23 protein-coding genes are annotated in these 25,153 nt (G+C 64.2%); 18 read left to right on the plus strand and 5 right to left on the minus strand.

Going from position 1 to position 25,153, the window contains the following annotated elements; all coding sequences use genetic code 11:
* From F757_RS33430 to F757_RS0112360, 5 genes are all read right to left on the minus strand, one after another.
* Positions 1-347: pyridoxal-phosphate dependent enzyme (locus tag F757_RS33430; protein ID WP_035466727.1), on the minus strand; the 347-nt coding region annotated here is incomplete at its 3' end.
* A gap of 123 nt (positions 348-470) precedes the next feature.
* Positions 471-842: a hypothetical protein gene (locus F757_RS0112345; protein ID WP_013338002.1), complete on the minus strand. Its 372-nt coding sequence runs from the start codon at positions 840-842 to the stop codon at positions 471-473.
* A 46-nt stretch (positions 843-888) separates the two neighbouring features.
* Positions 889-1,065, minus strand: coding sequence for a hypothetical protein (locus F757_RS36150; protein ID WP_013338003.1), 177 nt, complete (start codon positions 1,063-1,065; stop codon positions 889-891).
* Between the two features lie 54 nt (positions 1,066-1,119).
* A complete protein-coding gene (locus F757_RS0112355) occupies positions 1,120-1,326 on the minus strand; it encodes a hypothetical protein (protein ID WP_027211657.1) in 207 nt (68 codons plus the stop codon).
* An 83-nt stretch (positions 1,327-1,409) separates the two neighbouring features.
* On the minus strand, positions 1,410-1,916 hold the full coding sequence (locus F757_RS0112360) for a hypothetical protein (RefSeq protein WP_027211821.1): 507 nt from the start codon (positions 1,914-1,916) through the stop codon (positions 1,410-1,412).
* Between F757_RS0112360 and F757_RS33435 the strand changes: the two genes are divergently transcribed.
* The 18 genes from F757_RS33435 to F757_RS0112450 all read left to right on the plus strand — a co-directional run bounded on the left by F757_RS33435 (position 1,915) and on the right by F757_RS0112450 (position 25,150).
* Positions 1,915-3,393, plus strand: coding sequence for an SDR family oxidoreductase (locus tag F757_RS33435; RefSeq protein WP_035466729.1), 1,479 nt, complete (start codon positions 1,915-1,917; stop codon positions 3,391-3,393). The genes F757_RS0112360 and F757_RS33435 overlap by 2 nt on opposite strands.
* An 8-nt stretch (positions 3,394-3,401) precedes the next feature.
* Positions 3,402-3,866 (plus strand): DUF2269 family protein, encoded by a 465-nt coding sequence (locus tag F757_RS0112370; RefSeq protein WP_027211658.1) that lies wholly within the window; start codon positions 3,402-3,404, stop codon positions 3,864-3,866.
* 740 nt (positions 3,867-4,606) lie between these two features.
* A complete protein-coding gene (locus tag F757_RS0112375) occupies positions 4,607-8,701 on the plus strand; it encodes a DUF3683 domain-containing protein (RefSeq protein ID WP_027211659.1) in 4,095 nt (1,364 codons plus the stop codon).
* Between the two features lie 34 nt (positions 8,702-8,735).
* Positions 8,736-9,164 carry an HIT family protein gene (locus tag F757_RS0112380; RefSeq protein WP_013338009.1) on the plus strand — a complete coding sequence of 143 codons (429 nt, stop codon included), beginning with the start codon at positions 8,736-8,738 and terminating at the stop codon, positions 9,162-9,164.
* A gap of 79 nt (positions 9,165-9,243) precedes the next feature.
* The gene (locus F757_RS0112385; RefSeq protein WP_027211660.1) at positions 9,244-9,657 is read left to right on the plus strand and encodes a gamma-butyrobetaine hydroxylase-like domain-containing protein; all 414 of its coding nucleotides are present in this window, start codon (positions 9,244-9,246) and stop codon (positions 9,655-9,657) included.
* A gap of 68 nt (positions 9,658-9,725) precedes the next feature.
* Entirely contained in the window at positions 9,726-10,457 is a 732-nt protein-coding gene (gene ubiE, locus F757_RS0112390) for a bifunctional demethylmenaquinone methyltransferase/2-methoxy-6-polyprenyl-1,4-benzoquinol methylase UbiE (RefSeq protein ID WP_027211661.1), read from the plus strand.
* Between the two features lie 38 nt (positions 10,458-10,495).
* The gene (locus F757_RS0112395; RefSeq protein ID WP_027211662.1) at positions 10,496-11,488 is read left to right on the plus strand and encodes a Tim44 domain-containing protein; all 993 of its coding nucleotides are present in this window, start codon (positions 10,496-10,498) and stop codon (positions 11,486-11,488) included.
* Positions 11,489-11,800: 312 nt separating this feature from the next.
* On the plus strand, positions 11,801-12,445 hold the full coding sequence (locus F757_RS0112400; protein WP_027211663.1) for a ubiquinone biosynthesis accessory factor UbiJ: 645 nt from the start codon (positions 11,801-11,803) through the stop codon (positions 12,443-12,445).
* 15 nt (positions 12,446-12,460) lie between these two features.
* Entirely contained in the window at positions 12,461-14,038 is a 1,578-nt protein-coding gene (gene ubiB, locus F757_RS0112405; RefSeq protein ID WP_013338014.1) for a ubiquinone biosynthesis regulatory protein kinase UbiB, read from the plus strand.
* A gap of 24 nt (positions 14,039-14,062) precedes the next feature.
* A complete protein-coding gene (locus F757_RS0112410) occupies positions 14,063-14,692 on the plus strand; it encodes a methyltransferase domain-containing protein (protein WP_027211664.1) in 630 nt (209 codons plus the stop codon).
* Between the two features lie 202 nt (positions 14,693-14,894).
* Positions 14,895-15,272 (plus strand): FmdB family zinc ribbon protein, encoded by a 378-nt coding sequence (locus F757_RS0112415; RefSeq protein WP_027211665.1) that lies wholly within the window; start codon positions 14,895-14,897, stop codon positions 15,270-15,272.
* A gap of 72 nt (positions 15,273-15,344) precedes the next feature.
* Positions 15,345-15,998, plus strand: coding sequence for a DUF502 domain-containing protein (locus tag F757_RS0112420; RefSeq protein WP_027211666.1), 654 nt, complete (start codon positions 15,345-15,347; stop codon positions 15,996-15,998).
* Between the two features lie 64 nt (positions 15,999-16,062).
* Entirely contained in the window at positions 16,063-17,862 is a 1,800-nt protein-coding gene (gene aspS, locus F757_RS0112425) for an aspartate--tRNA ligase (RefSeq protein WP_027211667.1), read from the plus strand.
* 190 nt (positions 17,863-18,052) lie between these two features.
* Positions 18,053-18,538, plus strand: a complete 486-nt coding sequence (gene nudB / locus F757_RS0112430) for a dihydroneopterin triphosphate diphosphatase (RefSeq protein WP_027211668.1) — start codon at positions 18,053-18,055, stop codon at positions 18,536-18,538.
* Positions 18,535-19,794: a cardiolipin synthase ClsB gene (gene clsB, locus F757_RS0112435; protein WP_027211669.1), complete on the plus strand. Its 1,260-nt coding sequence runs from the start codon at positions 18,535-18,537 to the stop codon at positions 19,792-19,794. Before nudB ends, clsB begins: the two co-directional genes overlap by 4 nt.
* Positions 19,795-20,079: 285 nt before the next feature.
* Complete coding sequence (locus F757_RS0112440; RefSeq protein WP_027211670.1) at positions 20,080-20,679, plus strand: TetR/AcrR family transcriptional regulator; 600 nt, start codon at positions 20,080-20,082, stop codon at positions 20,677-20,679.
* A gap of 133 nt (positions 20,680-20,812) precedes the next feature.
* Positions 20,813-22,600 (plus strand): acyl-CoA dehydrogenase C-terminal domain-containing protein, encoded by a 1,788-nt coding sequence (locus F757_RS0112445; RefSeq protein WP_027211671.1) that lies wholly within the window; start codon positions 20,813-20,815, stop codon positions 22,598-22,600.
* 114 nt (positions 22,601-22,714) lie between these two features.
* Positions 22,715-25,150, plus strand: coding sequence for a 3-hydroxyacyl-CoA dehydrogenase/enoyl-CoA hydratase family protein (locus F757_RS0112450; protein ID WP_027211672.1), 2,436 nt, complete (start codon positions 22,715-22,717; stop codon positions 25,148-25,150).
* Positions 25,151-25,153 lie beyond the last annotated feature (3 nt).

Genomic DNA, 25,153 nt, shown 5'->3' on the forward strand with positions numbered 1-25,153 from the left:
CCGCCGTGGGCGCGTACCGCGTCGACCTTCACCTGCGGCGTGGTGACCGGCACCACGATGATCGCCTTCACGCCCATGCGCGCCGCCGAGAGCGCCACGCCCTGCGCGTGATTGCCCGCCGACGCGGTNATCACGCCGCGCGCGAGCGCGTCGGCGGGCATGTGCGCCATCTTGTTGTACGCGCCGCGNACCTTGAACGAGAACACCGGCTGGTTGTCCTCGCGCTTCAGATACACCGGATTGCGCAGCCGCGCCGACAGATGCGGCGCGCGTTCGAGCTCGGTCTCGCGCGCCACGTCGTAGACGCGCGCGGTGAGGGTTTTTTTCAGGTAGTCGTGGGAGGCCATGCGGGTGGCGCGATGCGCTCTGGAAGGCGGAAAAGCATCAATGATAGCGCCAACGGTGCGGGCACTGGCCCGAGTGGCGTCGGGCCCGCGACGAGGCCCGGCCTGGTGCGTCATGCACGCGTGCTAGAAGATGTGCGGCGGCTTGCCGTCGGTGAGCTCGCGCGGCAACGGTTCGTCGAGCTGCCATTCGACATGCGGCAAAGCGAACAGGTCGCCGTGAAAGTCGACGGGGCCTTCGCTCGTGAACAGCCCGTCTAGGTAATCGAAGCTGAGTTGCGAAGAGACGGCGCGCAGCGCGGCTTCCACCGAATGCGACGGTTGCAGCTCGAGCGGATCGACATCGAGCCGCACCGTGTGACGGCCGGCTTTCGTTTCCAGCGCGCCGATGTCGATCAGCTTGCCGTCGACGTTTTGCGCAAGAACGCGCTCGCCGTTCGCGAACAGCCTGAAAGTGGCCCGTAGCGCCGCGGATGCGGCCGGTTGCTTGCTTGCCATCGCGGTACTCCTTATGAATGCATGTCCAATGCGGTGTCGTGGCGGATCAACCGGCTTCGCCGACTTCCTTCGGGTCCGGCAGGCTCTCGCCGCGGCCCGGTGCGGGCGGCGCCGGCTCGTTCTTCGCAGACTGCTTCTGTTCGTCGGAAAGCGTGCGGTCGCCGGCGGTCGGGTCGTTCGGATTCTGGCGCGGCGGCGTCGGGCGGGCGGATTCGCTGGTCATGGTGAACTCCTTGTCGATGTGTATGAGACAAAGCCGGAAGGCTCGAGCCCGGGCTCAGTCCGGCGAGCGTGTGCGGTCGGCTTCGCTTTGCGTGCCGGGCGGCGTGCCCGGTTTCGTGTCCGGACTGGCGGCCGGTGCGGCGTCTTCGAGGCGTCGCTCGTTCGCGCGCTCGTCCGAGCCGTCGGTGGGAATGTTCTCGGTATGGCCGGGCACCGGTTGCTGCTCGATGTGACCGCCGTTCTTCGGATCGGGATCTGACATGCTGCACCTCCGCGGCTGGTTCGTCGGCTTGCTGGTTCGTCGAAGCCGGTTCGACACAGGTCAGCATGCCGCGTGCCGCGCCTCTATCGCCGGCGCTGCCGGCACAGATCTTCCACGACGAAGGGCGCCACCAGCCCAGCGCCGAAGGCAACGTAGACCGCCGCGATATGCGGCACCCGCAAGTGGAACTCGAAGCCCGGCGTGAAGCGCTTCGGCGCGATCACGTAGTCGCTGAAGGCGGCGACGGCCGTCAACGCGCTCGCGAGTGCAAAGCGCCTGCCGTGTGCGGCGCGCGAGGCGCGGCACGGCTCGACGGACTCCTCGATGGCCGCCAGCGTGTAGGCGTTGACGGCCGCCCACCCAACCGACATCAGGTGATGAATCGCCAGCCCGGTGACGAGGTGCCGTGGGCGCGGACGGGCAGTCTGGTTCACTTCTTGCGGCCATACCCAATGGCTCACGGCGCTCACGGGCGCGGCGGCGCGCTTGCCGACGAGCCGTGCGCAGGCGCTGAGCGCAAGCGTGGAGAGTACGCCGGCAACGAGGCCGGGCAGCACGATGTCTTCTAAAGGTCGAACGTCCAGAGCCATGGTGATTTTCCTTGCAGGTGCTACCGGCATGATCGGAGCGCGGGTTGCAGACGCGCTGGTGGCGGCCGGCCATTCGGTGGTGTGCGGCGTGCGCGATCCGGTCGCCGCAGCAGAGCGCTTGCGCGGCTGCCGGCTCGTTGCCTTGGACTTCGCGGACCTTCGCGATGTAGCAAGCGTGATGCCGCTGCTTGCGGGCGTCGACGTCGTGATCAATGCCGTTGGAATTTTCAGCGACGCGACCGGCCACGAATTCCGCCGCTTGCATATCGATGCGCCGGTCACGCTGTTCAAGGCCGCTGTCGCCGCAGGCGTGCGGCGCATCGTGCAGATCTCCGCGCTCGGCGCGGACGCCGCCGCGCAAAGCCCCTATCACCGCAGCAAGCTGGCCGCCGACGAGGCGTTGCTCGCGCTGCCCGTTTCGTCGCTGATCGTGCAGCCGTCGCTCGTGTTCGCGCCAGAGGGCCGCAGCACGCGCTTTTTCGCCGCGTGGGCGACGCTGCCGATCGTGCCGTTGCCGGGTGCGGGTGCACAGCGCATTCAGCCGGTTCATATCGACGATGTCGTCGCGCTGATCGTGGCAGGCGCGCTCGCCGCGCCGGTCCGCGATGCGCCCGGCACGGAGGCTGCGTTGCCGCGCCGCGTCGCCGCTGTCGGCAGGGAGCCGATGACGCTCAAGGAATATCTGGCCGTGTTGCGGAGCGTAGCCGGCGCCCCACGCGGGGGCTTTCTGCCGGTGCCTATGCCGCTCGTGCGGCTCGCGACCCGGCTCGGCGCGCTCCTGCCCGGCTCGCTGATGAGCGCGGACGCGCTCGCGATGCTCGAGCGCGGTAACGTCGCGCCGACCGATCGCTTCGAACGGCTCCTCGGCAGGGCGCCGCGCGCGCTGCGGGAGATGCCTGTTGACAGCGAAGGCTTCGGCGCGCGGGCGAAGCTGATGTGGCTGTTGCCGCTGTTGCGCGCGTCGATCGCGGCTGTGTGGATCTGGACCGCGATCGTGTCCGCCGGGCTTTATCCGCGCGCGTCGAGTCTGGAACTGCTGGCGCGGGTGGGAGCCCCGGCGGCTCTCGGGCCCTTGCTGCTCTATGGCGCGGCTTTCGTGGATCTTATGTTCGGCGTGCTGTCGCTCGCGTGGCCGCGCCGCCTGGGGCCGCGCGCGCGCCTTTGGGGTTTGCAGATCGCGCTGATCGTGCTTTATACGGCGCTCATCAGCTGGCGCTTGCCCGAATTCTGGCTGCATCCGTATGGGCCGCTTTCAAAGAACCTGCCCATGATCGCGCTGCTCATCTTGCTGATCCAGTTCGAGGAGGGCAGCGGCCGCCGGCCCCGCCGGCTGGCGAACACGGCAACCAGGCCGGTCAGCCGAACCGCAGCCACGGCACCTACCACCGCGCCTACCACGCCCCCGGCCACGCCCCCTACCACGCCCCCTACCACGCCCCCTACCACGCCCCCGGCCACGCCACCCGCGCGGCAATGAGTTCGCCCATGACTTACCTCGTCATCAAATGGCTGCATGTACTTTCGTCGACGATCCTGTTCGGCACCGGCATTGGCTCCGCCTTTTACATGCTGCTGACGAGCCTCGGCCGGGATGCCAGGACCGTCGCGCGCGTCACAAAACTGGTGGTGCTCGCCGACTGGCTCTTCACCACGCCCACTGCGATCGTGCAGCCGGTCACCGGGCTCTACCTCGTGCATCTTGCGAACATGCAGCTAGGCAGCCGCTGGCTTGCCTGGTCGATCGGGCTATATGTGCTGGCAATCGCCTGCTGGCTGCCGGTGGTGATCCTGCAAATGCGCCTCGCCGCGTCGGCCCGGGTGAGCGCCGACACCGGTCGGCCGTTGAGCGCCGCCTACTGGCGAATGCTGGCGATTTGGGCCGCGCTTGGCGCAGTCGCATTTTTTGCGTTCCTCGGCATTTTCTGGTTGATGGTTACAAAGCTGGCCTGACTGCCTTGAGAGCAGGGGACGCATGGGCCAATGCGCGCGAGCCAGAGCCGACCCCGAGCGAACCCGGAGCGAACCCGGAGCGAACCCGGAGCGAACCCGGAGCGAACCCCGGAGCGAACCCGGAGCGAACCCGGAGCGAACCCGGAGCGAACCCGGAGCGAACCCGGAGCGCGCCGGGAGCACACCTGAGCAGACCTGAGCAGACCTGAGCAGACCTGAGCAGACCGGAGCAGACCGGAGCAGACCGGAGCAGACCGGAGCAGACCGGAGCGGACCCAAAGCGGACCCAAAGCGGACCTGAGGCGGACCTGGGGAGGGCCCGAGGCAGACCTGAAGCGGACAGAAAGAAGACCGAAAGCACACCCAAAGCGAGCCAGCTCCTAGGCGTCACAGTGCTCCAGGGACGCTCCGCTTGTCCCTGCCGCTGCCATGGCGGCCGTCAACGCGCGACTGGCCGATGCGGTAGAATTCCATTTTGGAATAAGGATCGGAAGATGCATTGGCAGCCTCGGATCGCCCACTTGATGCCCGTCCCGCGTGAGTCTTGCCCCGCGGCGGAGCGTCACGTCCGCCACGCACGATCGTGTAGCAGTATCTGAGCGCCGCGAAGCGACCGACGTGGGTACACCGTCGGTGGCGCTTCGCTCCCAAAGAAGATTTCCAAGCATTGCGCCCCACGCGCACCGTCAGACGGCGCCTCTGCCTGAGCGCGCCGGACTGACCCACCGAGTCGTCCGCCCATGAACGCACCTCAAGTTTTCGACCCGCACGGAGCCGCCGCCGCGGTTGCCGCCGATCCCGAAGCGCGCCTGCGCGAAATTCCCTACAACTACACGTCGTTTTCCGACCGCGAAATCGTCATTCGTCTGCTGGGCCAGGCTGCCTGGGACGCGCTGGCCGAATTGCGCGCCGAACGCCGTACCGGCCGCTCGGCCCGCATGCTCTACGAAGTGCTCGGCGACATCTGGGTGGTGCGCCGCAATCCGTATCTGCAGGACGATCTGCTCGACAACCCCAAGCGCCGCGCGATGCTGATCGAGGCGCTGCATCACCGTCTGTCGGAAATCGAGAAGCGCCGCCGCGCCGATCTCACGGAGCATGGCGACGAAGCGGGTGTGGACCGGGCGGCGCGCGTCGAAACGCTGGTGCAGGCCGCGCGACGCGCCGTCGACGAATTCGAAAGCGAGTTCCAGAAGACCTACGATCTGCGCCGCCGCGCGACCAGGGTGCTCGGACGCGTCACGCAAAAGGACAACATCAAGTTCGACGGTTTGTCGCGCGTCTCCCACGTGACCGACGCCACCGACTGGCGCGTGGAGTATCCGTTCGTCGTGCTGACGCCGGACACCGAGGCCGAGATCGCCGGCATGATCAAGGCGTGCTTCGAACTCGGGCTGACCGTGATTCCGCGCGGCGGCGGCACCGGCTACACCGGCGGCGCGGTGCCGCTCACGCCGTTTTCCGCCGTCATCAACACCGAGAAGCTCGAGCAGCTCGGCGCGGTGGAAATGACCGAACTGCCTGGTGTGGATCGCAAGGTCCCTACCATTTTCTCCGGCGCGGGCGTCGTCACGCGGCGCGTGACCGAGGCGGCCGAGCAGGCGGGCTTCGTGTTCGCCGTCGACCCGACTTCGCTCGACGCGTCCTGCGTGGGCGGCAACGTCGCGATGAACGCGGGCGGCAAGAAGGCCGTACTGTGGGGCACGGCGCTCGACAACCTCGCCTGGTGGCGCATGGTCGATCCGGAAGGCAACTGGCTCGAAGTCACGCGTTTGGGCCACAACCTCGGCAAGATTCACGATGTGGAGGTGGCGCGCTTCGAGCTGAAATGGTTCGACGGCAACTACGCGCCGGGCGAGAAGCTGTTGCGCACCGAATCGCTCGACATCAAGGGCCGCGTGTTCCGCAAGGAAGGCCTCGGCAAGGATGTGACCGACAAATTCCTCGCGGGCCTGCCGGGTGTGCAGAAGGAAGGCTGCGACGGCCTCATCACGTCCGCGCGCTGGGTGCTGCACAAAATGCCGGCGCATACGCGCACCGTCTGCCTCGAATTCTTCGGCCAGGCGCGCGAGGCGATTCCGAGCATCGTCGAAATCAAGGATTACCTGTTCGAGACATCGAAGCAGGGCGGCGCGATTCTCGCCGGCCTCGAACATCTGGACGAGCGCTATCTGCGCGCAGTCGGCTATGCGACCAAGAGCAAGCGCAATGCGTTTCCGAAGATGGTGCTGATCGGCGACATCGTCGGCAATGACGCAGACGCGGTCGCGCAGGCGACTTCGGAAGTGGTGCGCATGGCCAACGGCAAGAGCGGCGAGGGCTTTGTCGCCGTGAGCGCCGAGGCGCGCAAGCGCTTCTGGCTGGACCGCAGCCGCACGGCCGCAATCGCGAAGCACACCAACGCGTTCAAGATCAACGAAGACGTGGTGATTCCGCTCGACCGCATGGGCGAATACACGGACGGCATCGAGCGGATCAACATCGAGCTGTCGATCAAGAACAAGCTGCAACTGGTCGACGCACTCGAAGTCTTTTTCAGGGGCGGCAAGCTCCCGCTCGGCAAGAGCGACGACGCCAACGAAATTCCGAGCGCCGAACTACTGGAAGACCGCGTGCAACAGGCGCTGGATCTGCTCAAGCGTGTGCGCACGCGCTGGGAATTCCTGCGCGACAAGCTGGACCTGTCGTTGCGCGAGGCGCAGCACTATCTGGTGGGGCTCGGCTACGAGGCGCTCGCCGAAAAATTCGCCGACCGCGCCGATGCGCAGCCCGACGCCACCGTATTCCACGTCACGCAGGACCGCACGATCCGCGTGTCGTGGAAGCAGGAAATTCGCGCTGAACTGCGGCAGATCTTCAACGGCGGCGAGTTCAAGCCGATCCTCGACGAAGCGCAGGCCATCCACAAGCACGTATTGCGCGGCCGCGTGTTCGTCGCGCTGCACATGCATGCGGGCGACGGCAACGTGCACACCAACCTGCCGGTGAACTCGGACAACTACGAGATGCTGCAGGACGCCCACACGGCGGTCGCGCGCATCATGAAGCTCGCGCGCTCGCTTGACGGCGTGATTTCCGGCGAGCACGGCATCGGCATTACGAAGCTCGAATTTCTCACCGACGACGAGATCGGCGAATTCCGCAAGTACAAGCAGCGCGTCGATCCGCATGGCCGCTTCAACGCGGGCAAGCTGCTCGAAGGCGCCGATCTGCGCAACGCCTACACGCCGAGCTTCGGCCTGATGGGCTACGAGTCGCTGATCATGCAGCAAAGCGACATTGGTGCGATCTCCGAGTCCATCAAGGACTGCCTGCGTTGCGGCAAGTGCAAGCCGGTGTGCGCGACCCACGTGCCGCGTGCGAACCTGCTGTACAGCCCGCGCAACAAGATTCTCGCGACTTCGCTGCTGGTCGAGGCGTTCCTGTACGAGGAGCAGACGCGCCGCGGCGTGTCGATCAAGCATTGGGACGAGTTCAACGACGTCGCCGATCACTGCACCGTGTGTCACAAATGCGTGACGCCGTGCCCGGTGAAGATCGACTTCGGCGACGTGACCATGAACATGCGCAATCTGCTGCGCAAGATGGGCAAGAAGAAGTTCAATCCGGGCAACGCGGCCGGCATGTTCTTCCTGAACGCGACAAACCCGCAGACCATCAACCTCGCGCGCACCGCGATGATGGGTATCGGCTACAAGGCGCAACGCCTCGGCAACGACGTACTCAAAAAGTTTGTGAAGAAGCAGACGGCGCACCCGCCCGCAACGGTCGGCAAGCCGCCGGTCACGCAGCAGGTGATCCACTTCATGAACAAGAAGATGCCGGGCAATCTGCCGAAGAAAACCGCGCGCGCGCTGCTGGATATCGAGGACAACAAGATTGTCCCGATCATCCGCAACCCGAAGACGACCACCGCCGACACCGAAGCGGTGTTCTACTTCCCCGGCTGCGGCTCCGAGCGGCTTTTCTCGCAAGTGGGCCTCGCCACGCAGGCCATGCTGTGGGAAGCGGGCGTGCAAACGGTGCTGCCGCCGGGCTATCTGTGCTGCGGCTATCCGCAGCGCGGCTCCGGCCAGTTCGACAAGGCCGAGCAGATCGTCACGGACAACCGCGTGCTGTTCCATCGCGTCGCGAATACGCTCAACTATCTCGACATCAAGACGGTGGTGGTCTCGTGCGGAACGTGCTACGACCAGCTCGCCGGTTATGAATTCGACAAGATTTTCCCGGGTTGCCGGATCATCGACATTCACGAGTTTCTGCTCGAAAAGGGCATGAAGCTCGACGGCGTGACGGGCACGCGCTACATGTACCACGACCCGTGTCACACGCCGATCAAGACGATGGACCCGGTCAAGCTCGTCAACTCGCTAATGGGCTCCGAGAAAGACGGCTACAAGATAGAGAAGAACGACCGCTGCTGCGGCGAGTCGGGCACGCTCGCGGTGACGCGTCCTGACATTTCGACGCAAGTGCGTTTCCGCAAGGAAGAGGAAATCCGCAAGGGCGCGGCGAAGCTGCGCGGCATTCCGCTCGTCGCCGAAGCGGGCGCGAACGCCATCAACCCGGCCAATGCATCGGCCGGCACGGCGGGCGCGGCGAATGGCTCGGTGCTGAAGGCCGGCGACGGTCCGCAACCGAAGGGCGCCACCGACGTCAAGATTCTCACGAGCTGCCCGTCCTGCCTGCAAGGGCTGTCGCGCTACAACGAGGACGCGGGTATCGAGGCGGATTACATCGTCGTGGAAATGGCGCGTCATGTGCTCGGAGAAGACTGGATGGTCGACTACGTGCAGCGGGCGAACAATGGCGGAATCGAGCGCGTGCTGGTTTAATGGCACGACTGACGATTTTTGCCTGAGGACGACGATGGATTGCGTTTTTTGCCGTGAAGAAGGCGGCGATGTGCTGTGGCAGGACGACACGCTGCGTGTCGTCCTCGCCGACGAACACGATTACCCGGGCTTTTGCCGGGTGATCTGGAACGAGCACGTAGCCGAGTTTTCGGACCTGGATGCAGCGGGCCGCGATCGCGTGATGAAAGTCGTGTATGCGGTCGAGTGCGCGATGCGGCGCGTCCTGCAGCCGGCCAAGGTGAACCTCGCCAGCCTCGGCAACCAGGTGCCGCACGTTCACTGGCACGTCATTCCGCGTTTCTCGAACGACGCTCATTTTCCGCTGCCTATCTGGGCGCCGCGGCAACGCACCGTGTCAGAAGCCATGCTGTCGTCGCGCCGCGCGCAAGCCACGCTGCTGCGTGAAGCGGTGCGGCACGAGATCGGGCAGGCGCTAGCCTGAGCGACACAACGCGCCGCTGCGTGCCGGGGTGCCTCGCGGGGCGCATCGGGCGCGGCGGCGCTTTCATATTGAGGCCATCATGAGCGGACTGACTCCCGATACGCCGGTGCCGAGCGGCGTAGTCGTGCATTCGAAGTCGCGCGTGCTCGAACTGCAGTACGCGAGCGGCGAATCGTACCGGCTGCCGTTCGAACTGCTGCGCGTGTATTCGCCGTCGGCGGAAGTGCAGGGCCACGGCCCCGGTCAGGAAACGCTGCAAACTGGCAAGCGCGACGTCACCATCACGATGATCGAGGGCGTCGGCAACTACGCGATCCAGCCGACGTTCTCCGACGGACACAACACCGGCATCTATTCGTGGGACCTGCTCTACGACCTGGCGCGGCGCCAGGATGAACTCTGGCGCGCGTATCTCGACAAACTGGCTGCGGCAGGCGTCGACCGCGACGCGCCGATGCCTCCGGCCGGCGCTGCGCACGGTCACCGTCACTGATACGATTCGCCAGACCCGCCGCACGCATGCGGCGCAACATTTCAGAATACGCGGAAAGGACAAGCGCGATGAGCAAAACCCACTTCGGCTTTCAATCGGTCGACGAACAGGAAAAGGCGCGGAAGGTGGCGGGCGTGTTCCACTCGGTTGCCGCCAACTACGACTTGATGAACGACCTGATGTCGGGCGGGTTGCACCGGGCGTGGAAGATGTTCACGATCGCCCAGGCCAACGTGCGGCCGGGCTACAAGGTGCTCGACATTGCGGGCGGCACCGGAGACCTGTCCAAGGCATTTGCGAAGCAGGCCGGCGACACCGGCGAGGTCTGGCACACGGACATCAACGAGTCCATGCTGCGCGTGGGCCGCGACCGGCTGCTCGACAAGGGCGTGATCACGCCGGCGCTGCTTTGCGACGCCGAGCAAATCCCTTTTCCGGACAATTACTTCGACGTGGTGACCGTGGCATTCGGCTTGCGCAACATGACGCATAAGGATGTCGCGCTGGCCGAAATGCGCCGCGTGCTGAAGCCGGCGGGGCGGCTGCTGGTGCTGGAATTCTCGAAGGTTTGGGACCCGCTGAAAAAAGCCTACGACGTCTACTCATTCAAGGTCCTGCCGTGGCTTGGCGAGCGCTTTGCAAAAGACGCCGACAGCTACCGCTACCTGGCGGAGTCGATCCGCATGCATCCGGACCAGGAAACTTTGAAAACAATGATGGAACAAGCGGGCCTCGATGGCGTCAAATATTACAATTTGTCAGCTGGCGTGGTAGCTTTACATGTGGGGACCAAATACTAGGGTCTCTAACCCGTCGATTTCTAAAGGAAAGTGCCAAAATGTCCGATTCATTGTCGTTATCTCCCCGTAAGGTTAGGCAATCGCTGGCGAGACGAATCGGACTGATCGCGATGGTCGGTCTGATCGCGGCCGGCTCCCTCGCCTCGCTGGACGCCGAAGCGCGCCGCATGGGCGGTGGCCGTAGCATCGGTCGCCAGTCGAACACCGTTCAGCAGCAGAGTGCGCCGTCGCAACCGTCGCCCACCAGTCCGGCCATGCAGCAGCGCGCGCAACCCGCGCCTGCGCCAGCACCGGCACCCGCGCCGCAGCCTAACCGCTCGCGTTGGCTCGGGCCGATCGCCGGTCTGGCAGCCGGCCTTGGCATTGCCGCGCTGCTGTCGCACTTCGGTCTGGGCGGCGCGTTCGCCGGCGCCATGGCCAACATCATCGTGATTGCCTTGCTCGCGATGATCGGCATCTGGCTGATCCGTCGCTTCATGGGCCGCAAGCGGGATGCGTCGCAACCGGCTTACGCCGGCCAGTCGCCGTCGCTGAACTCGGGTGCCACCGGCTACACGCAGGAGCCGCGCTATACGGCGCCGCCTGCCGGCTCTTATCTGGAACCGCAAGGTAATCCGCTGACCACGCCGTCGGTCGGCGCCACGCCGAGCGTGCCGGCCGGGTTCGATTCGGAAGCGTTCCTGCGCAACGCCAAGGTGTATTTCGTGCGCCTGCAAGCCGCGTGGGACGTCGGCAACATCGAAGACATTCGCGAATTCACCACGCCCGAGATGTTCGCCGAGGTGCGTGTCGATCTGGCTTCGCGCGGTGCCCAATCGAATCAGACCGACGTGGTGCAGCTGAACGCCGATTTGCTTGGCGTGGAAGAACGCGCGAACGAATACTTTGCGAGCGTGCGCTTTTCCGGCCTGATCCGAGAAGCGCCTGGCGCGCCGGCCGAGCCGTTCGTCGAGGTGTGGAATCTGTCGAAGGCGAATCGAGCGGGCGAGGGCTGGTTGCTCGCCGGCATCCAGCAGGTCGCGCAGCACTGAGAGAGCCGCTCGGGCAGAGCGGCGGCGTAGGGCACTTGGCTGGCGCCGCCGCCTGGAACGCTCTCTGGACGTTCGCTAGACGTTTGCTAGACGTTCGTTCGCTAGGCGTTTGCTCCAGGCTCGGCATTCGACGGCGCGCCGTTTGCCCAGTGCCCAGGTGTTGTCAAGCTGCCTCGGCGCGACGGTCGCTTCCGCCTGACTCACCGTTGAGCGCAGTTGGCCGTTCGGCCGAGCAGGCCGCGAAGCGAACGGACGTTACAATAGGAACCCGCGTGAGCAGTCGCTTGCGCGGGTTTTTTCTTGCCACCTTCAATGACCCTCGCCGCCAAGCCCTTCGTCGCCGCCGTCAATCATCTGCTCGCTCGCGAATCGTGGGCCCGCGAGCGCCTCGCTCCCTACGCGGGCAAGACCGCCAGGCTGTCGTCGCCGCCGCTCGTGCTGACGCTGCTGGTGCAGCCTGACGGATACCTCGGCACCGTCGGCGAAACCGACGCGCAGCAGTTCGACGTCACGCTCTCCGTGCCGGCCGACGCGTTCCCCGCCTTCGTGCAGGGCGGCCAGGCCGCCGTCATGAAACACGTGAAGATCGAAGGCGACGCCGAGTTCGCCACGGTCATCGCCAAACTCGCGGAGCATCTGCGCTGGGAGCCGGAAGAGGACCTTGCGAAGCTGATCGGCGACGGTCCCGCATGGCGTGTTGGGTCGATCGTGCGCACGCTGGGCGAACATGTGCAGCGCACCGGTCGCAATCTGCTCGACACAGCCAGCGAGTATCTGCTCGACGAGAATCCGCAGCTCGTGCGCCGCGCCGCACTGGCTGACTTCAACGCGGAACTTGCGCAGGCGCGCGACTCGCTCGCGCGGGTCGAAAAGCGCCTCCAGCGTCTTGAACAGAAGGTCGAAGCCCGCGGCGCCATTGCGCCGGGCGGCGCCGCCACGTCGCGCGGCACGCGCTAGTCACCGGGCACAACTATGCGTTTTCTGCGTTTCCTCAAGATTTTCTTCACGGTTATCCGCTTCGGTCTCGACGAGATGATGCTCGGCCGCGTCAACGACCGGCGCGTGCGCATGCTGCTGCGTATCACCACCATCGGCCGCAAGTTCGAGGCGCCGCCGGGCGTGCGCTTGCGGCTCGCGCTGGAAAGCCTTGGGCCGATCTTCGTCAAGTTCGGGCAAGTGCTGTCCACGCGGCGCGACCTGTTGCCGGTGGATATCGCCAACGAACTCGCGAAGCTGCAGGACCAGGTGCCGCCGTTCGATTCGGCCGTCGCCATTGGCCTTGTCGAGAAGTCGCTTGGCGCGCCGGTCGACGTGCTGTTCGACGATTTCGAGCGGGTGCCCGTGGCGAGCGCGTCGATCGCGCAAGTTCACTTCGCGACGGTCAAGGCTGGGCAGCACGCGGGCAAGGCCGTCGCCGTGAAGGTGCTGCGCCCGAACATGCTGCCGGTCATCGACTCCGACCTTGCGTTGCTGCGCGACATCGCCGTATGGGCCGAGCGACTCTGGGCCGACGGCAAGCGCCTGAAGCCGCGGGAAGTCGTGGCCGAGTTCGACAAGTATCTGCATGACGAACTCGATCTGATGCGCGAGGCGGCCAACGGCAGCCAGCTGCGCCGCAATTTTGCCGGCCTTGACCTGCTGCTCGTGCCCGAAATGTATTGGGAGTTTTGTACGCCCACCGTGCTCGTGATGGAGCGTATGGTCGGCGTGCCGATCAGCCAGGTCGACACGCTGCGCGCCGCGGGCGTGGATATTCCGAAGCTCGCGCGCGAAGGCGTCGAGATTTTCTTCACCCAGGTGTTTCGCGACGGTTTTTTCCACGCGGACATGCACCCGGGCAATATTCAGGTGAGTCTCGACCCGGCGCATTTCGGCCGCTACATTGCGTTGGATTTCGGCATCATTGGGGCACTGTCGGATTTCGACAAAAACTACCTCGCGCAGAATTTTCTCGCGTTCTTCAAGCGCGACTACCACCGGGTTGCGACGCTGCATCTCGAATCGGGCTGGGTGCCGCCGACCACCCGCGTGGAGGAACTCGAAAGCGCAATCCGCGCGGTGTGCGAACCGTATTTCGACCGCGCGCTGAAGGACATTTCGCTGGGTCAGGTGCTGATGCGACTCTTTTCGACGTCGCGCCGCTTTAACGTCGAGATTCAGCCGCAACTCGTGCTGCTGCAAAAAACCATGCTCAACGTGGAAGGGCTCGGTCGTTCGCTCGACCCGGAACTGGACTTGTGGAAGACCGCGAAGCCCTATCTGGAGCGTTGGATGAACGAGCAGATCGGCCTGCGCGGCTGGTACGAGCGGCTCAAGATCGAGGCGCCGCAATGGAGCAAGACGCTGCCGCAGTTGCCGCGGCTGATCCATCATGTGCTGGCCGAGCGCCACGACCACGGGCGCGTCGGCAACGACGACATGATCCGGCAGATTCTTCTGGAGCAAAAGCGCACTAACCGGCTGTTGCAGGGCTTGCTGCTGTTCGGCGTGGCAGTCGGTGTCGGCGCGGCGCTGGCGCGCGTGTTCCTTGCGCTTGCGTACGGTGCTTGAGGCGACCAGTTTGCGAGGCGAGCTATGAGCGATCCGACCCAATCCCCGGCGCCCGAATTCGAGAGCCGCGATCCGAACTCGCCCGCCTTTTGGGACGAGCGCTTCGAGCGGCATTTCACGCCTTGGGACCAGGCGGGCGTGCCATCGGCGTTTGAGGCTTTCGCCAGGCGCCATGTTGGCGAGGCGGTATTGATTCCGGGCTGCGGCAGCGCCTATGAAGCCGCGTGGCTGGCCGCGCACGGCAGCCCGGTGCGCGCGATCGACTTTTCGCATGCGGCGGTTGCCGCGGCGCGCGCGCAGTTGGGCGAACAGCACGCCCAACTCGTCGAGCAGGCGGATTTTTTCGCCTATGAGCCGCCATTCACACCCGCATGGATCTACGAGCGTGCGTTTCTATGCGCGTTGCCGCCGGCGCGCCGCAGCGACTACGCGCGGCGCATGGCCGACCTTCTGCCGGCGGGCGGGCTGCTCGCCGGGTTCTTTTTTCTCGGCGCGACGCCGAAGGGCCCGCCGTTCGGCATGGAGCGTACCGAGCTCGAAACGCTGCTCACGCCCCATTTCGAACTGATCGAAGACGAGCCGGTAAGCGATTCGATTCCGGTGTTTGCGGGGCGCGAGCGCTGGCTGACCTGGCGCCGCCGTGTCCGAGCGTAGGGCGTCGTCGGGAGTTTGCCGCCTGATCGGCACAGTGCCCGGCAAGCGAGGGCCGGGCTCTTGATTTTTGCCTCGGCCGCCCCCATTTGGCGCAACGGCGGTCGCGTCGGGCGCTAATCCCGAAATGCCGGGGAGCGATTCCGTTTGCGGCTATAATTCAAGGCTTTGCAAGCGTTTACAAGATTTCAGTAGGGAAAAGGTCATGCCGATCTACGCTTATCGTTGCGAGTCATGCGGCTTCGGGAAGGACGTGCTTCAGAAGATGAGCGACCCCCAGTTGACGCAATGTCCCGAATGCGGGAAAGACACTTTTCGGAAACAGGTCACGGCCGCGGGCTTCCAGTTGAAGGGCTCGGGCTGGTACGTAACCGACTTTCGCGGCGGCAACAGCAGTGCGGGCGCGCCGGCGAACGGCGCGCCGAGCGGCGCCTCGAATGGTGCGGATAGCGGCGCCTCGAACGCCAACGGCAACGGCGCGGCCCAATCCGACACGGCCGCGGCAAGCAGTTCCGCCGCCACGCCGGCCGCACCTGCAGCGGCGCCGGCTGCCGCCGCGGCAAGCGGCTCAGGCAGCGCCTAGTAGCACGGCCGCCCTCGCGGGCGGCGCACACACCGCGCGTTGCTCAGGCGGCGCGGCATTCTGGCGGTACACATGACGACGAAAAAAACAACGCTCAAATCGGTGTTTCTGACTGGCCTCTTGGTGCTGGTGCCTTTGGCCATCACGCTGTGGGTGCTCGGTCTCATCATCGGTACGATGGACCAGACGTTGTTGCTGCTGCCAAGCGCATGGCAGCCCGAGCGCGCGTTCGGCTTCCGCCTGCCCGGCCTCGGCGCAGTGCTCACGCTCGCATTCATTTTTGTCGTCGGCCTGCTGACCCAGAACTTCGTCGGGCAGAAGCTCGTGAAGTGGTGGGAGCTCGTGGTCGCGCACATTCCGGTGGTCGGGCCGATCTACACGAGCGTCAAGCAGGTGTCCGATACGTTGCTGTCGAGCAGCGGCAACGCGTTTCGCAAGGCGCTGCTGATCGAATATCCGCGCCGCGGCTGCTACACGATTGCGTTCCTGACCGGTATTCCGGGCGGCGACGTGATCAATCACCTGAAAGTAGATCACGTCAGCGTATACGTGCCGACCACCCCGAACCCCACGTCCGGCTTCTTCCTGATAGTGCCCAAGAGCGAAGTGATCGAACTCGACATGACGGTCGACGCCGCGCTCAAGTACATCGTCTCGATGGGCGTCGTGGCGCCGTCCGCGCCCCCGGCGCCGGTGCGCCGCACCACCGTCGAGCCGCCGCTGTAATGCGGGCGCGCAGCCGTTCACGGCGGCGCGCCGTTTAACCAATGCAAAACGAAAGTCAAACATCATGTCGATGAGATCTGAATACTGCGGTCTGGTGACCGAAGAACTGCTGGGCCAAACCGTCTCGCTGTGCGGCTGGGTTAGCCGCCGCCGCGACCATGGCGGCGTTATCTTCATCGACCTGCGTGACCGGGAAGGCCTCGTGCAGGTCGTCTGCGACCCGGATCGCGCGGAGATGTTCAAAGCCGCGGAAGGCGTGCGCAACGAGTTCTGTCTGCAAATCAAGGGCGTAGTGCGCAGCCGTCCGGAAGGCACGACGAATGCCGCACTGAAGAGCGGCAAGATCGAAGTGCTGTGCCACGAGCTGGTCGTGCTGAACGCGTCCATCACGCCGCCGTTCCAGCTCGACGACGACAACCTGTCGGAAACCACGCGTCTCACGCATCGCGTGCTCGACCTGCGCCGTCCGCAGATGCAGCACAACCTGCGCCTGCGCTACCGCGTCGCGATCGAAGTGCGCAAGTACCTGGACACGCTGGGCTTCATCGACATCGAAACGCCGATGCTCACCAAGAGCACTCCGGAAGGCGCGCGCGACTACCTCGTGCCGTCGCGTACCAACCCCGGCCAGTTCTTTGCGTTGCCGCAATCGCCGCAGCTCTTCAAGCAGCTGCTGATGGTCGCGAACTTCGACCGCTATTACCAGATTACCAAGTGCTTCCGCGACGAAGACCTGCGCGCAGACCGTCAGCCGGAATTCACGCAGATCGACTGCGAAACCTCGTTCCTGTCGGAGCAGGAGATTCGCGATCTGTTCGAGGCAATGATCCGTCACGTGTTCAAGGAAACGATCGGCGTCGAGCTCGACGCGAAGTTCCCGGTAATGGAGTATTCCGAAGCCATGCGCCGTTTCGGTTCGGACAAGCCGGACCTGCGCGTCAAGCTGGAATTCACCGACCTGACGGACGTGGTCAAGGACGTCGAATTCAAGGTGTTCAGCACGCCGGCCAATTCGAAGGACGGCCGCGTTGCGGCGATCCGCGTGCCGAAGGGTGGCGAGCTCTCGCGCGGCGACATCGACAGCTACACGGAATTCGTGCGCATCTACGGCGCGAAGGGCCTTGCGTGGATCAAGGTCAACGAAGTGGCAAAGGGCCGTGACGGTCTGCAAAGCCCGATCGTCAAGAACCTGCACGACGAAGCCGTGAAGGCGATTATCGAGCGCACCGGCGCGCAAGACGGCGACATCATTTTCTTCGCAGCGGATCGTGCGAAGGTGGTGAACGACAGCCTGGGCGCGCTGCGCCTGAAGATCGGCCATTCGGAATTCGGCAAGGCCAACGGTCTGGTCGAGTCCGGCTGGAAGCCGCTCTGGGTGGTCGACTTCCCGATGTTCGAATACGACGAGGAAGACAACCGCTACGTGGCCGCGCACCATCCGTTCACGAGCCCGAAGGACGAGCACCTCGAATACCTGGAATCGGACCCGGCGCGCTGCCTCGCCAAGGCGTACGACATGGTGTTGAACGGCTGGGAAATCGGCGGCGGCTCGGTGCGTATTCACCGCGAAGAAGTGCAGAGCAAGGTGTTCCGTGCGCTCAAGATCAACGCGGAAGAAGCGCAAGCCAAGTTCGGCTTCCTGCTCGACGCGCTGCAATACGGCGCGCCGCCGCACGGCGGCATCGCGTTCGGCCTCGACCGCATCGTCACGATGATGGCCGGTGCCGATTCGATCCGCGACGTGATCGCGTTCCCCAAGACGCAGCGCGCGCAAGATCTGCTCACGCAGGCGCCGAGCGAAGTGGACGAACGTCAGTTGCGCGAATTGCATATCCGTCTGCGCACGCCGGAACCGAAGGCGTAATCGCACGAAGCAGTGGCTTCAGGCGACTGAGTGCTGTCTGAAAACGACAGCCGAAGCAAAACAGAAAGGCGTGGGAGGAAACTCCCGCGCCTTTTTCGTTTTTTGCGTTACAGTCGATGCAACAAGCTTTGACCAATCCTCGACCATCCCCGACATGTATTGCGCCAGCGTTGCGCCTGCTTTTCACGCCATGCCGAAACCGCCGAAGATCCCGCAGTCCGTACTCGTCGTGATTCATACGCCCTCGCTCGACGTGCTGTTGATCGAGCGCGCCGATATGCCGGGGTTCTGGCAGTCCGTGACCGGCTCGAAGGACCGCATCGACGAACCACTTGCAGAAACGGCAATACGTGAAGTGGCCGAAGAGACCGGCATCGTGATCGGCGGCGCGCTGGTGCCGCAGAGTGCGCTCTTCGACTGGCAATACTCGATCGAGTACGAGATCTATCCGCAGTTCCTGCATCGCTACGCCGAAGGTGTGATCCACAACACCGAGCACTGGTTCAGCGTCGAGGTGCCCGAGCGGCTGGAAGTCACGCTCGCGCCGCGCGAGCATACGGCGTTTCTCTGGTTGCCCTATGAAGAGGCGGCGTCGCGCTGTTTTTCTTCGTCGAATGCGGATGCGATCCTGCAACTGCCGAAAAGATTGCTTATGCGTTCGGAGTCTCGCCGATGAGCGTGGGCGGCGCACGCCGTTTCGCCCGTTTGCGGCAATCGCTGCTCGGCCGCCGCTATTGGCAACGCTACCGCTTCACGAGCGGCAACGAGGTCAAGCTGCTGCGCTCCGGCGACGAGTTCTTCGCCGCGCTGGTGGAGCGCGTGGATGCGGCCGCGCGCGACGTGGTCCTCGAAACGTACATTTTCTGCTACGACGAAGCCGGGCAGATGGTGAACGCAGCGCTTCTGCGCGCGGCGGCGCGCGGCGTGCGTGTGCGCGTGATCACCGACGGCGTGGGCACCGCGCGCCTGCCGATGTTCGACGAATGGGCCGGCATGGGCATCGAGCATCGCATCTACAACCCGCATATCTTCGGGCGCTTCGGTTTCTCGCGCACGCATCGCAAGCTGGCTGTGATCGACGATCAGTTTGCGTACTGCGGCGGCATCAATATCGTCGACGATTACGAGAACAACGGCGAGACGCTGCCATTCCGGCGCTGGGACTTCGCGGTCGAATTGCAGGGGCCCGTGGTCAACGACGTGCGCCAGGCCTTTGAAGTGCAATGGCGGCGGATTCGCGTGGGGCATCGGCCAATCGAGCAGCTCGAGCCGGATCTCACCCCGAAGACCACGGCGTCGCTCGGCAGCCTGCGCCGGCGTCGGCGCCGCCGCAACGAAGAACTGTGGGCCGGTGGCCAGCCGTGCGTCGCCTTCGTTGCGCGCGACAACCTGATCAATCGCCGTGCAATCGAAAAGGCGTATCTGACGGCAATCGGCCAGGCGCGCAGCGAGGTGCTGCTCGCGAATCCGTACTTCATGCCTGGCCGGAAGCTGCGGCGCGCGCTCGTCTACGCGGCACGGCGCGGGGTGCTGGTGAAGCTGATCATCGGGCGCAAGGAGTTCAAGGCGCTCGACTACGCCGTGCCCTTCCTCTATCGCGCGTTGCTCAGGGCCGGCGTGCAGATCGCCGAGTACGAGAAAACCCTGCTGCACGGCAAGGTCGCCGTGGTGGACTCCAATTGGGCAACCGTGGGCTCGTCCAATCTCGACGCGCTCAGCCTGATGCTGAACAACGAAGCGAATGTGGTGCTGGTGAACGACCCGTCCATCGACGCGCTCCGCGACGCGCTGCTGGCCGCCTTCAAGGACGCACGGCGCATTGACGAAGCCCACTACGACGCCCGTCCGGCCGGCGAGCGCCTGCTCAACTGGCTGGCTTACACGACCTACCGGGTCGCCATGAAACTTTTGACGGTGGGCGGCTACGACTAGATTCCGCGGGGCGTCCGTTCACGATGCAGCGGCAGAGCGAATCAGGATTTAGTCCGCACGAGCAGTGACAGCAGCAGTGACACCAGCAGTCGCAAGGAGCGACGCAAGGAATAACTAAGGCGAAGTCCTCTAAAAAAATCCGATTCGTCTGATTGCCACATGCCCCAAAATTGAAACCAGGTTAGAAACCGGTTTCTAATAAAGTCCTTGTTTCGCGGACGGCGCCACTCAATAATAGTACGGCCGTTCGATTTTTGATTCGGTCACATTAGAACGGTAAAAGCTATGCGAAAAGGCGAACAAACGCGAGCCGCAATTCTCGATGCAGCACTTGATCTTGCAAGCCGCGACGGGCTCGAGGGCCTGACTATCGGCCTCCTGGCCGAGCGCATGCAAATGAGCAAGAGCGGCGTGTTTGCGCACTTCGGGTCGCGCGAGGACTTGCAGGTGGAAGTCGTGCGCGAATACCACCGTCGTTTCGAAGACGAGGTATTTTTCCCGAGCCTGCGCGAGCCGCGCGGATTGCCGCGCCTGCGCGCGATGATTTCCCGCTGGATCGAAAAGCGCATTCAGGAAGTCACCACGGGGTGCATCTACATCAGCGGAGCCGTCGAGTACGACGACCGTGCGGACAACCCGGTGCGCGAGCAACTGGTGTCGAGCGTGACGATCTGGCGGGCGGCGCTCACTCGCGCCATTTCGCAGGCAATGGATGAAGGGCATCTGCGCGCGGACACCGACCCGCAGCTGATGCTGTTCGAACTGTACAGCTTCACGCTCGGTCTGCATCACGACGCACGCTTTCTGCATTTGCCGGATGCGGTGCGTCTCACGTGGGCCGCGCTGGAAAAACTGATTGTTTCGTATCAAAGCGAAGGCCGTTAGCCGAAGCCGCCGGATCTGCAAAGAGCCGACGGGATGAGCGGCAAAGCGCAAACAGCGCTCGAGCGACAGACGAGATCCGCATCACGCGGTCGCGCTAATGGCCTCGCTTCTTGCTCAAACTTTGGAGAGAGTCATGGGACAGTACGCCGCGCCGCTGCGCGACATGCAATTCGTGTTGCACGAGCTGCTCAACGTCGAGGCCGAGATCAAGCAGATGCCGAAGCACGCGGATCTCGACGCCGACACGATCAACGCCGTGCTCGAAGAGGCCGGCAAGTTCTGCTCCGAAGTCCTGTTTCCGCTGAATCACAGCGGTGACCAGGAAGGCTGCACATACGTCGGCGACGGCGTCGTGACCACGCCGAAGGGTTTCAAGGAAGCGTATCAACAGTATGTTGAAGCCGGTTGGCCCGCGCTCGGTTGCGATCCGGAATACGGTGGCCAGGGGCTGCCCGCGTTCGTCAACAACGCGCTCTACGAGATGCTGAACTCGGCGAACCAGGCGTGGACGATGTATCCGGGCCTCTCCCACGGCGCCTATGAATGCCTGCACGCGCACGGCACGCCGGAACTGCAGCAGCGTTATCTGCCGAAGCTGGTGTCCGGCGTATGGACCGGCACGATGTGTCTGACCGAGCCGCATTGCGGCACCGACCTCGGCATTCTGCGCACCAAGGCCGAGCCGAACAGCGACGGTTCCTATTCGATCAGCGGTACGAAGATTTTCATTTCGAGCGGCGAGCATGACCTCGCCGAGAACATCGTGCACCTCGTGCTCGCGCGTCTGCCTGATGCGCCGAAGGGCACCAAGGGCATTTCGCTTTTCATCGTGCCGAAGTTCATTCCGAACGATGCAGGCGAGCCCGGCGAACGCAACGGTGTGAAGTGCGGTTCCATCGAACACAAGATGGGCATTCACGGCAACGCGACCTGCGTGATCAATCTCGACAACGCGAAGGGCTGGATGGTCGGCGAGCCGAATAAAGGCCTCAACGCAATGTTCGTGATGATGAACGCCGCGCGCCTCGGCGTCGGTATGCAAAGCCTCGGTCTCACCGAGGTCGCCTATCAGAACTCGCTCACGTATGCGAAAGAGCGCTTGCAGATGCGCTCGCTGACCGGCCCGAAGGCGCCGGACAAAGCCGCCGACCCGATCATCGTGCATCCGGATGTGCGCCGCATGCTGCTCACGCAAAAGGCCTATGCCGAAGGCGCGCGCGCATTCTCGTACTGGTCTGCGCTGCATATCGACAAGGAGCTCTCGCACGCCGATGAAGCCGTGCGCAAGGAAGCCGCCGATCTCGTCGCACTGCTCACGCCGATCCTCAAAGCGTTCCTGTCGGACAACGCGTTCGAAGGCACCAATCACGCAATGCAGATTTACGGCGGTCACGGCTTTATCGCCGAGTGGGGCATGGAGCAGTACGTGCGCGACGCGCGCATCAACATGATCTACGAAGGCACCAACGCGATTCAGGCGCTCGACCTGCTCGGCCGCAAGATTCTCGGCGACATGGGCGCGAAGATGAAGAAGTTCGGCAAGCTCGTCACCGAGTTCGTCGAAGCTGAAGGCATCAAGCCGGAAATGCAGGAGTTTGTGAACCCGCTCGCCGACATCGGCGAAAAGGCCCAGAAGCTCACGATGGAAATCGGCATGAAGGCCATGCAGAACCCGGACGAAGTCGGTGCCGCCGCCGTGCCGTATCTGCGCACGGTCGGGCATCTCGTGTTCTCCTACTTCTGGGCGCGCATGGCGCGTATCGCGCTGGACAAGCAAGCGTCGGGTGATCCGTTCTACAAGGCGAAGCTCGCCACCGCGCGCTTTTACTTCGCGAAGCTGCTGCCGGAAACGGCCATGACGATCCGCCAGGCGCGCGCCGGTTCCAAGCCGCTGATGGACGTCGAAGAAGCGCTGTTCTAACTCATCTCAGGCAAAGCGCCGCGTCTAAGCAGACAGCGCGGCGCTTGTGCAGCCCTATTCATCGCGAGTCAGTCGGAACATTCGCGACACCGCATAACTCCCCGGAGGAACGACGTGAGCAATCTGATCATTCGCAAGGTCGCCGTGCTCGGCGCCGGCGTGATGGGCGCGCAGATCGCCGCGCACCTGATCAACGCCAAGGTGCCCGTGCTGCTGTTCGACCTGCCCGCCAAGGAAGGTCCGAAGAACGCCATTGCGCTGAAGGCGATCGACAATCTGAAGAAGCTGTCGCCGGCGCCGTTCGGCGTGAAGGACGACGCGCAATACATCCAGCCCGCGAATTACGACGACGACATCGACAAGCTCGCCGAATGCGACCTGGTGATTGAAGCGATTGCCGAGCGCATGGACTGGAAGCACGACCTCTACAAGAAGGTCTCGCCGCATATTGCGCCGAACGCGATCTTCGCGACCAACACCTCGGGTCTTTCCATTACCGAACTCTCGCAAGGTTTCGCGGACGAGCTCAAGGCGCGCTTTTGCGGCGTGCACTTCTTCAATCCGCCGCGCTACATGCACCTGGTCGAACTGATTCCGACCACGGCCACGCGCCCGGAAATTCTCGATCAACTCGAAACGTTCCTGACGAGCGTGGTCGGCAAGGGCGTGGTGCGCGCGAAGGACACGCCGAACTTCATCGCCAATCGCGTGGGCATTTTCTCGATTCTCGCCGTCATTACCGAAGCCGCGAAGTTCGGCCTGCGTTTTGACGAAGTGGACGACCTGACCGGCGCGCGTCTGGGCCGCGCGAAGTCAGCCACGTTCCGCACCGCGGACGTGGTCGGTCTCGACACGATGGCACACGTCATCAAGACGATGCAGGACAACCTGAAGGACGACCCGTTCTTCCCGGTCTACGAAACGCCGGCTGTGCTGGCTGAACTCGTGAAGAAGGGCGCGCTCGGCCAGAAGACCGGCGGCGGCTTCTACAAGAAGGAAGGCAAGGCGATCAAGGTGCTCGACCCGAAGACGGGCGAGTACGTGGAGGGCGGTGCGAAGGCGGACGAACTGGTTGGCCGCATTCTGAAGCGCCCGCCGGCGGAGCGCCTGAAGCTGCTGCGCGAATCGGAGCATCCACAGGCGCAGTTCCTGTGGGCGATTTTCCGCGACGTGTTCCACTACATCGGCGTGCATCTGGAATCCATCGCCGACAATGCCCGCGATGTCGACCTGGCTATTCGCTGGGGCTTCGGCTGGAACGAGGGTCCGTTCGAAGGCTGGCAGACGGCAGGCTGGAAGCAGATCGCGCAGTGGGTGCAGGAAGACATCACCGCGGGCAAGGCGCTCGCGAACGTGTCGCTGCCGTCGTGGGTGCTGGAAGGCCCGGTCGCGGAAGCGGGCGGCGTGCATACCAATCAGGGTTCCTGGTCGCCGGCTTCGCAGACCTTCGTGCCGCGCTCCTCGCTCAGCGTGTATGAGCGGCAGGTGTTCCGTGCGCCGCTCGTCGGCGAAACGTCGGCGGACCCCAAGACCTACGGCAAGACGCTGTTCGAGACCGACGCCGTGCGCGCATGGGTTGACGACCGTGCCGGTGAAAACGACGTGTTGATCGTGTCGTTCAAGAGCAAGATGAATACCATCGGACCGTCGGTGATCGACGGCCTCACGCAGGCAATCGAACTCGCGGAGAAGGACTACAAGGGCCTCGTCGTCTGGCAGCCGACCTCGCTCAAACTCGGCACGCCGGGCGGTCCGTTCTCGGCGGGCGCGAACCTCGAAGAAGCGATGCCTGCGTTCATGATGGGCGGCGCCAAGGGCATCGAGCCATTCGTGAAGAAATTCCAGCAGGGCATGCTGCGCGTGAAGTATGCGAGCGTGCCGGTGGTCTCGGCGGTGTCGGGAATCGCACTCGGCGGCGGTTGCGAACTGCTGCTGCATAGCGCGAAGCGGGTCGCGCATATCGAAAGCTATATCGGTCTCGTTGAAGTGGGCGTTGGCCTCGTTCCCGCGGGCGGCGGTCTGAAGGAAGCCGCGCTGCGCGCGGCCGAAGCTGCGACACAAGTCGGCGCGACCAACGACCTGCTCAAGTTCGTGCAGAAGTCGTTCGAAAACGCGGCCATGGCGAAGGTTTCGGCGTCCGCGCTCGACGCCCGCGCAATGGGCTACCTGAAGCCGTCGGACACGATCGTCTTCAACGTCTTCGAACTGCTGGACGTCGCTAAGAAAGAGGCGCGCGCGCTGGCCGGCGCGGGTTACCGTCCGCCGCTGCGCGTGACGCAGGTGCCGGTGGCCGGACGCTCGGCCATCTCCACGATCAAGGCTTCGCTCGTGAACATGCGCGACGGCCGCTTCATCAGCGAGCACGATTTCCTGATTGCGAGCCGTATCGCCGAAGCGGTGTGCGGCGGCGACGTGGAAGGGGGCAGTCTGGTCGACGAAGAATGGCTGCTGCAACTCGAGCGCCGCGCGTTCGTCGATCTGCTCGGCACGCAGAAGACGCAGGAACGGATCATGGGCATGCTGCAAACCGGCAAGCCGGTGCGGAACTAACAG

The organism is Burkholderia sp. WSM2232 (assembly GCF_000472545.1).
GTDB lineage: Bacteria > Pseudomonadota > Gammaproteobacteria > Burkholderiales > Burkholderiaceae > Paraburkholderia.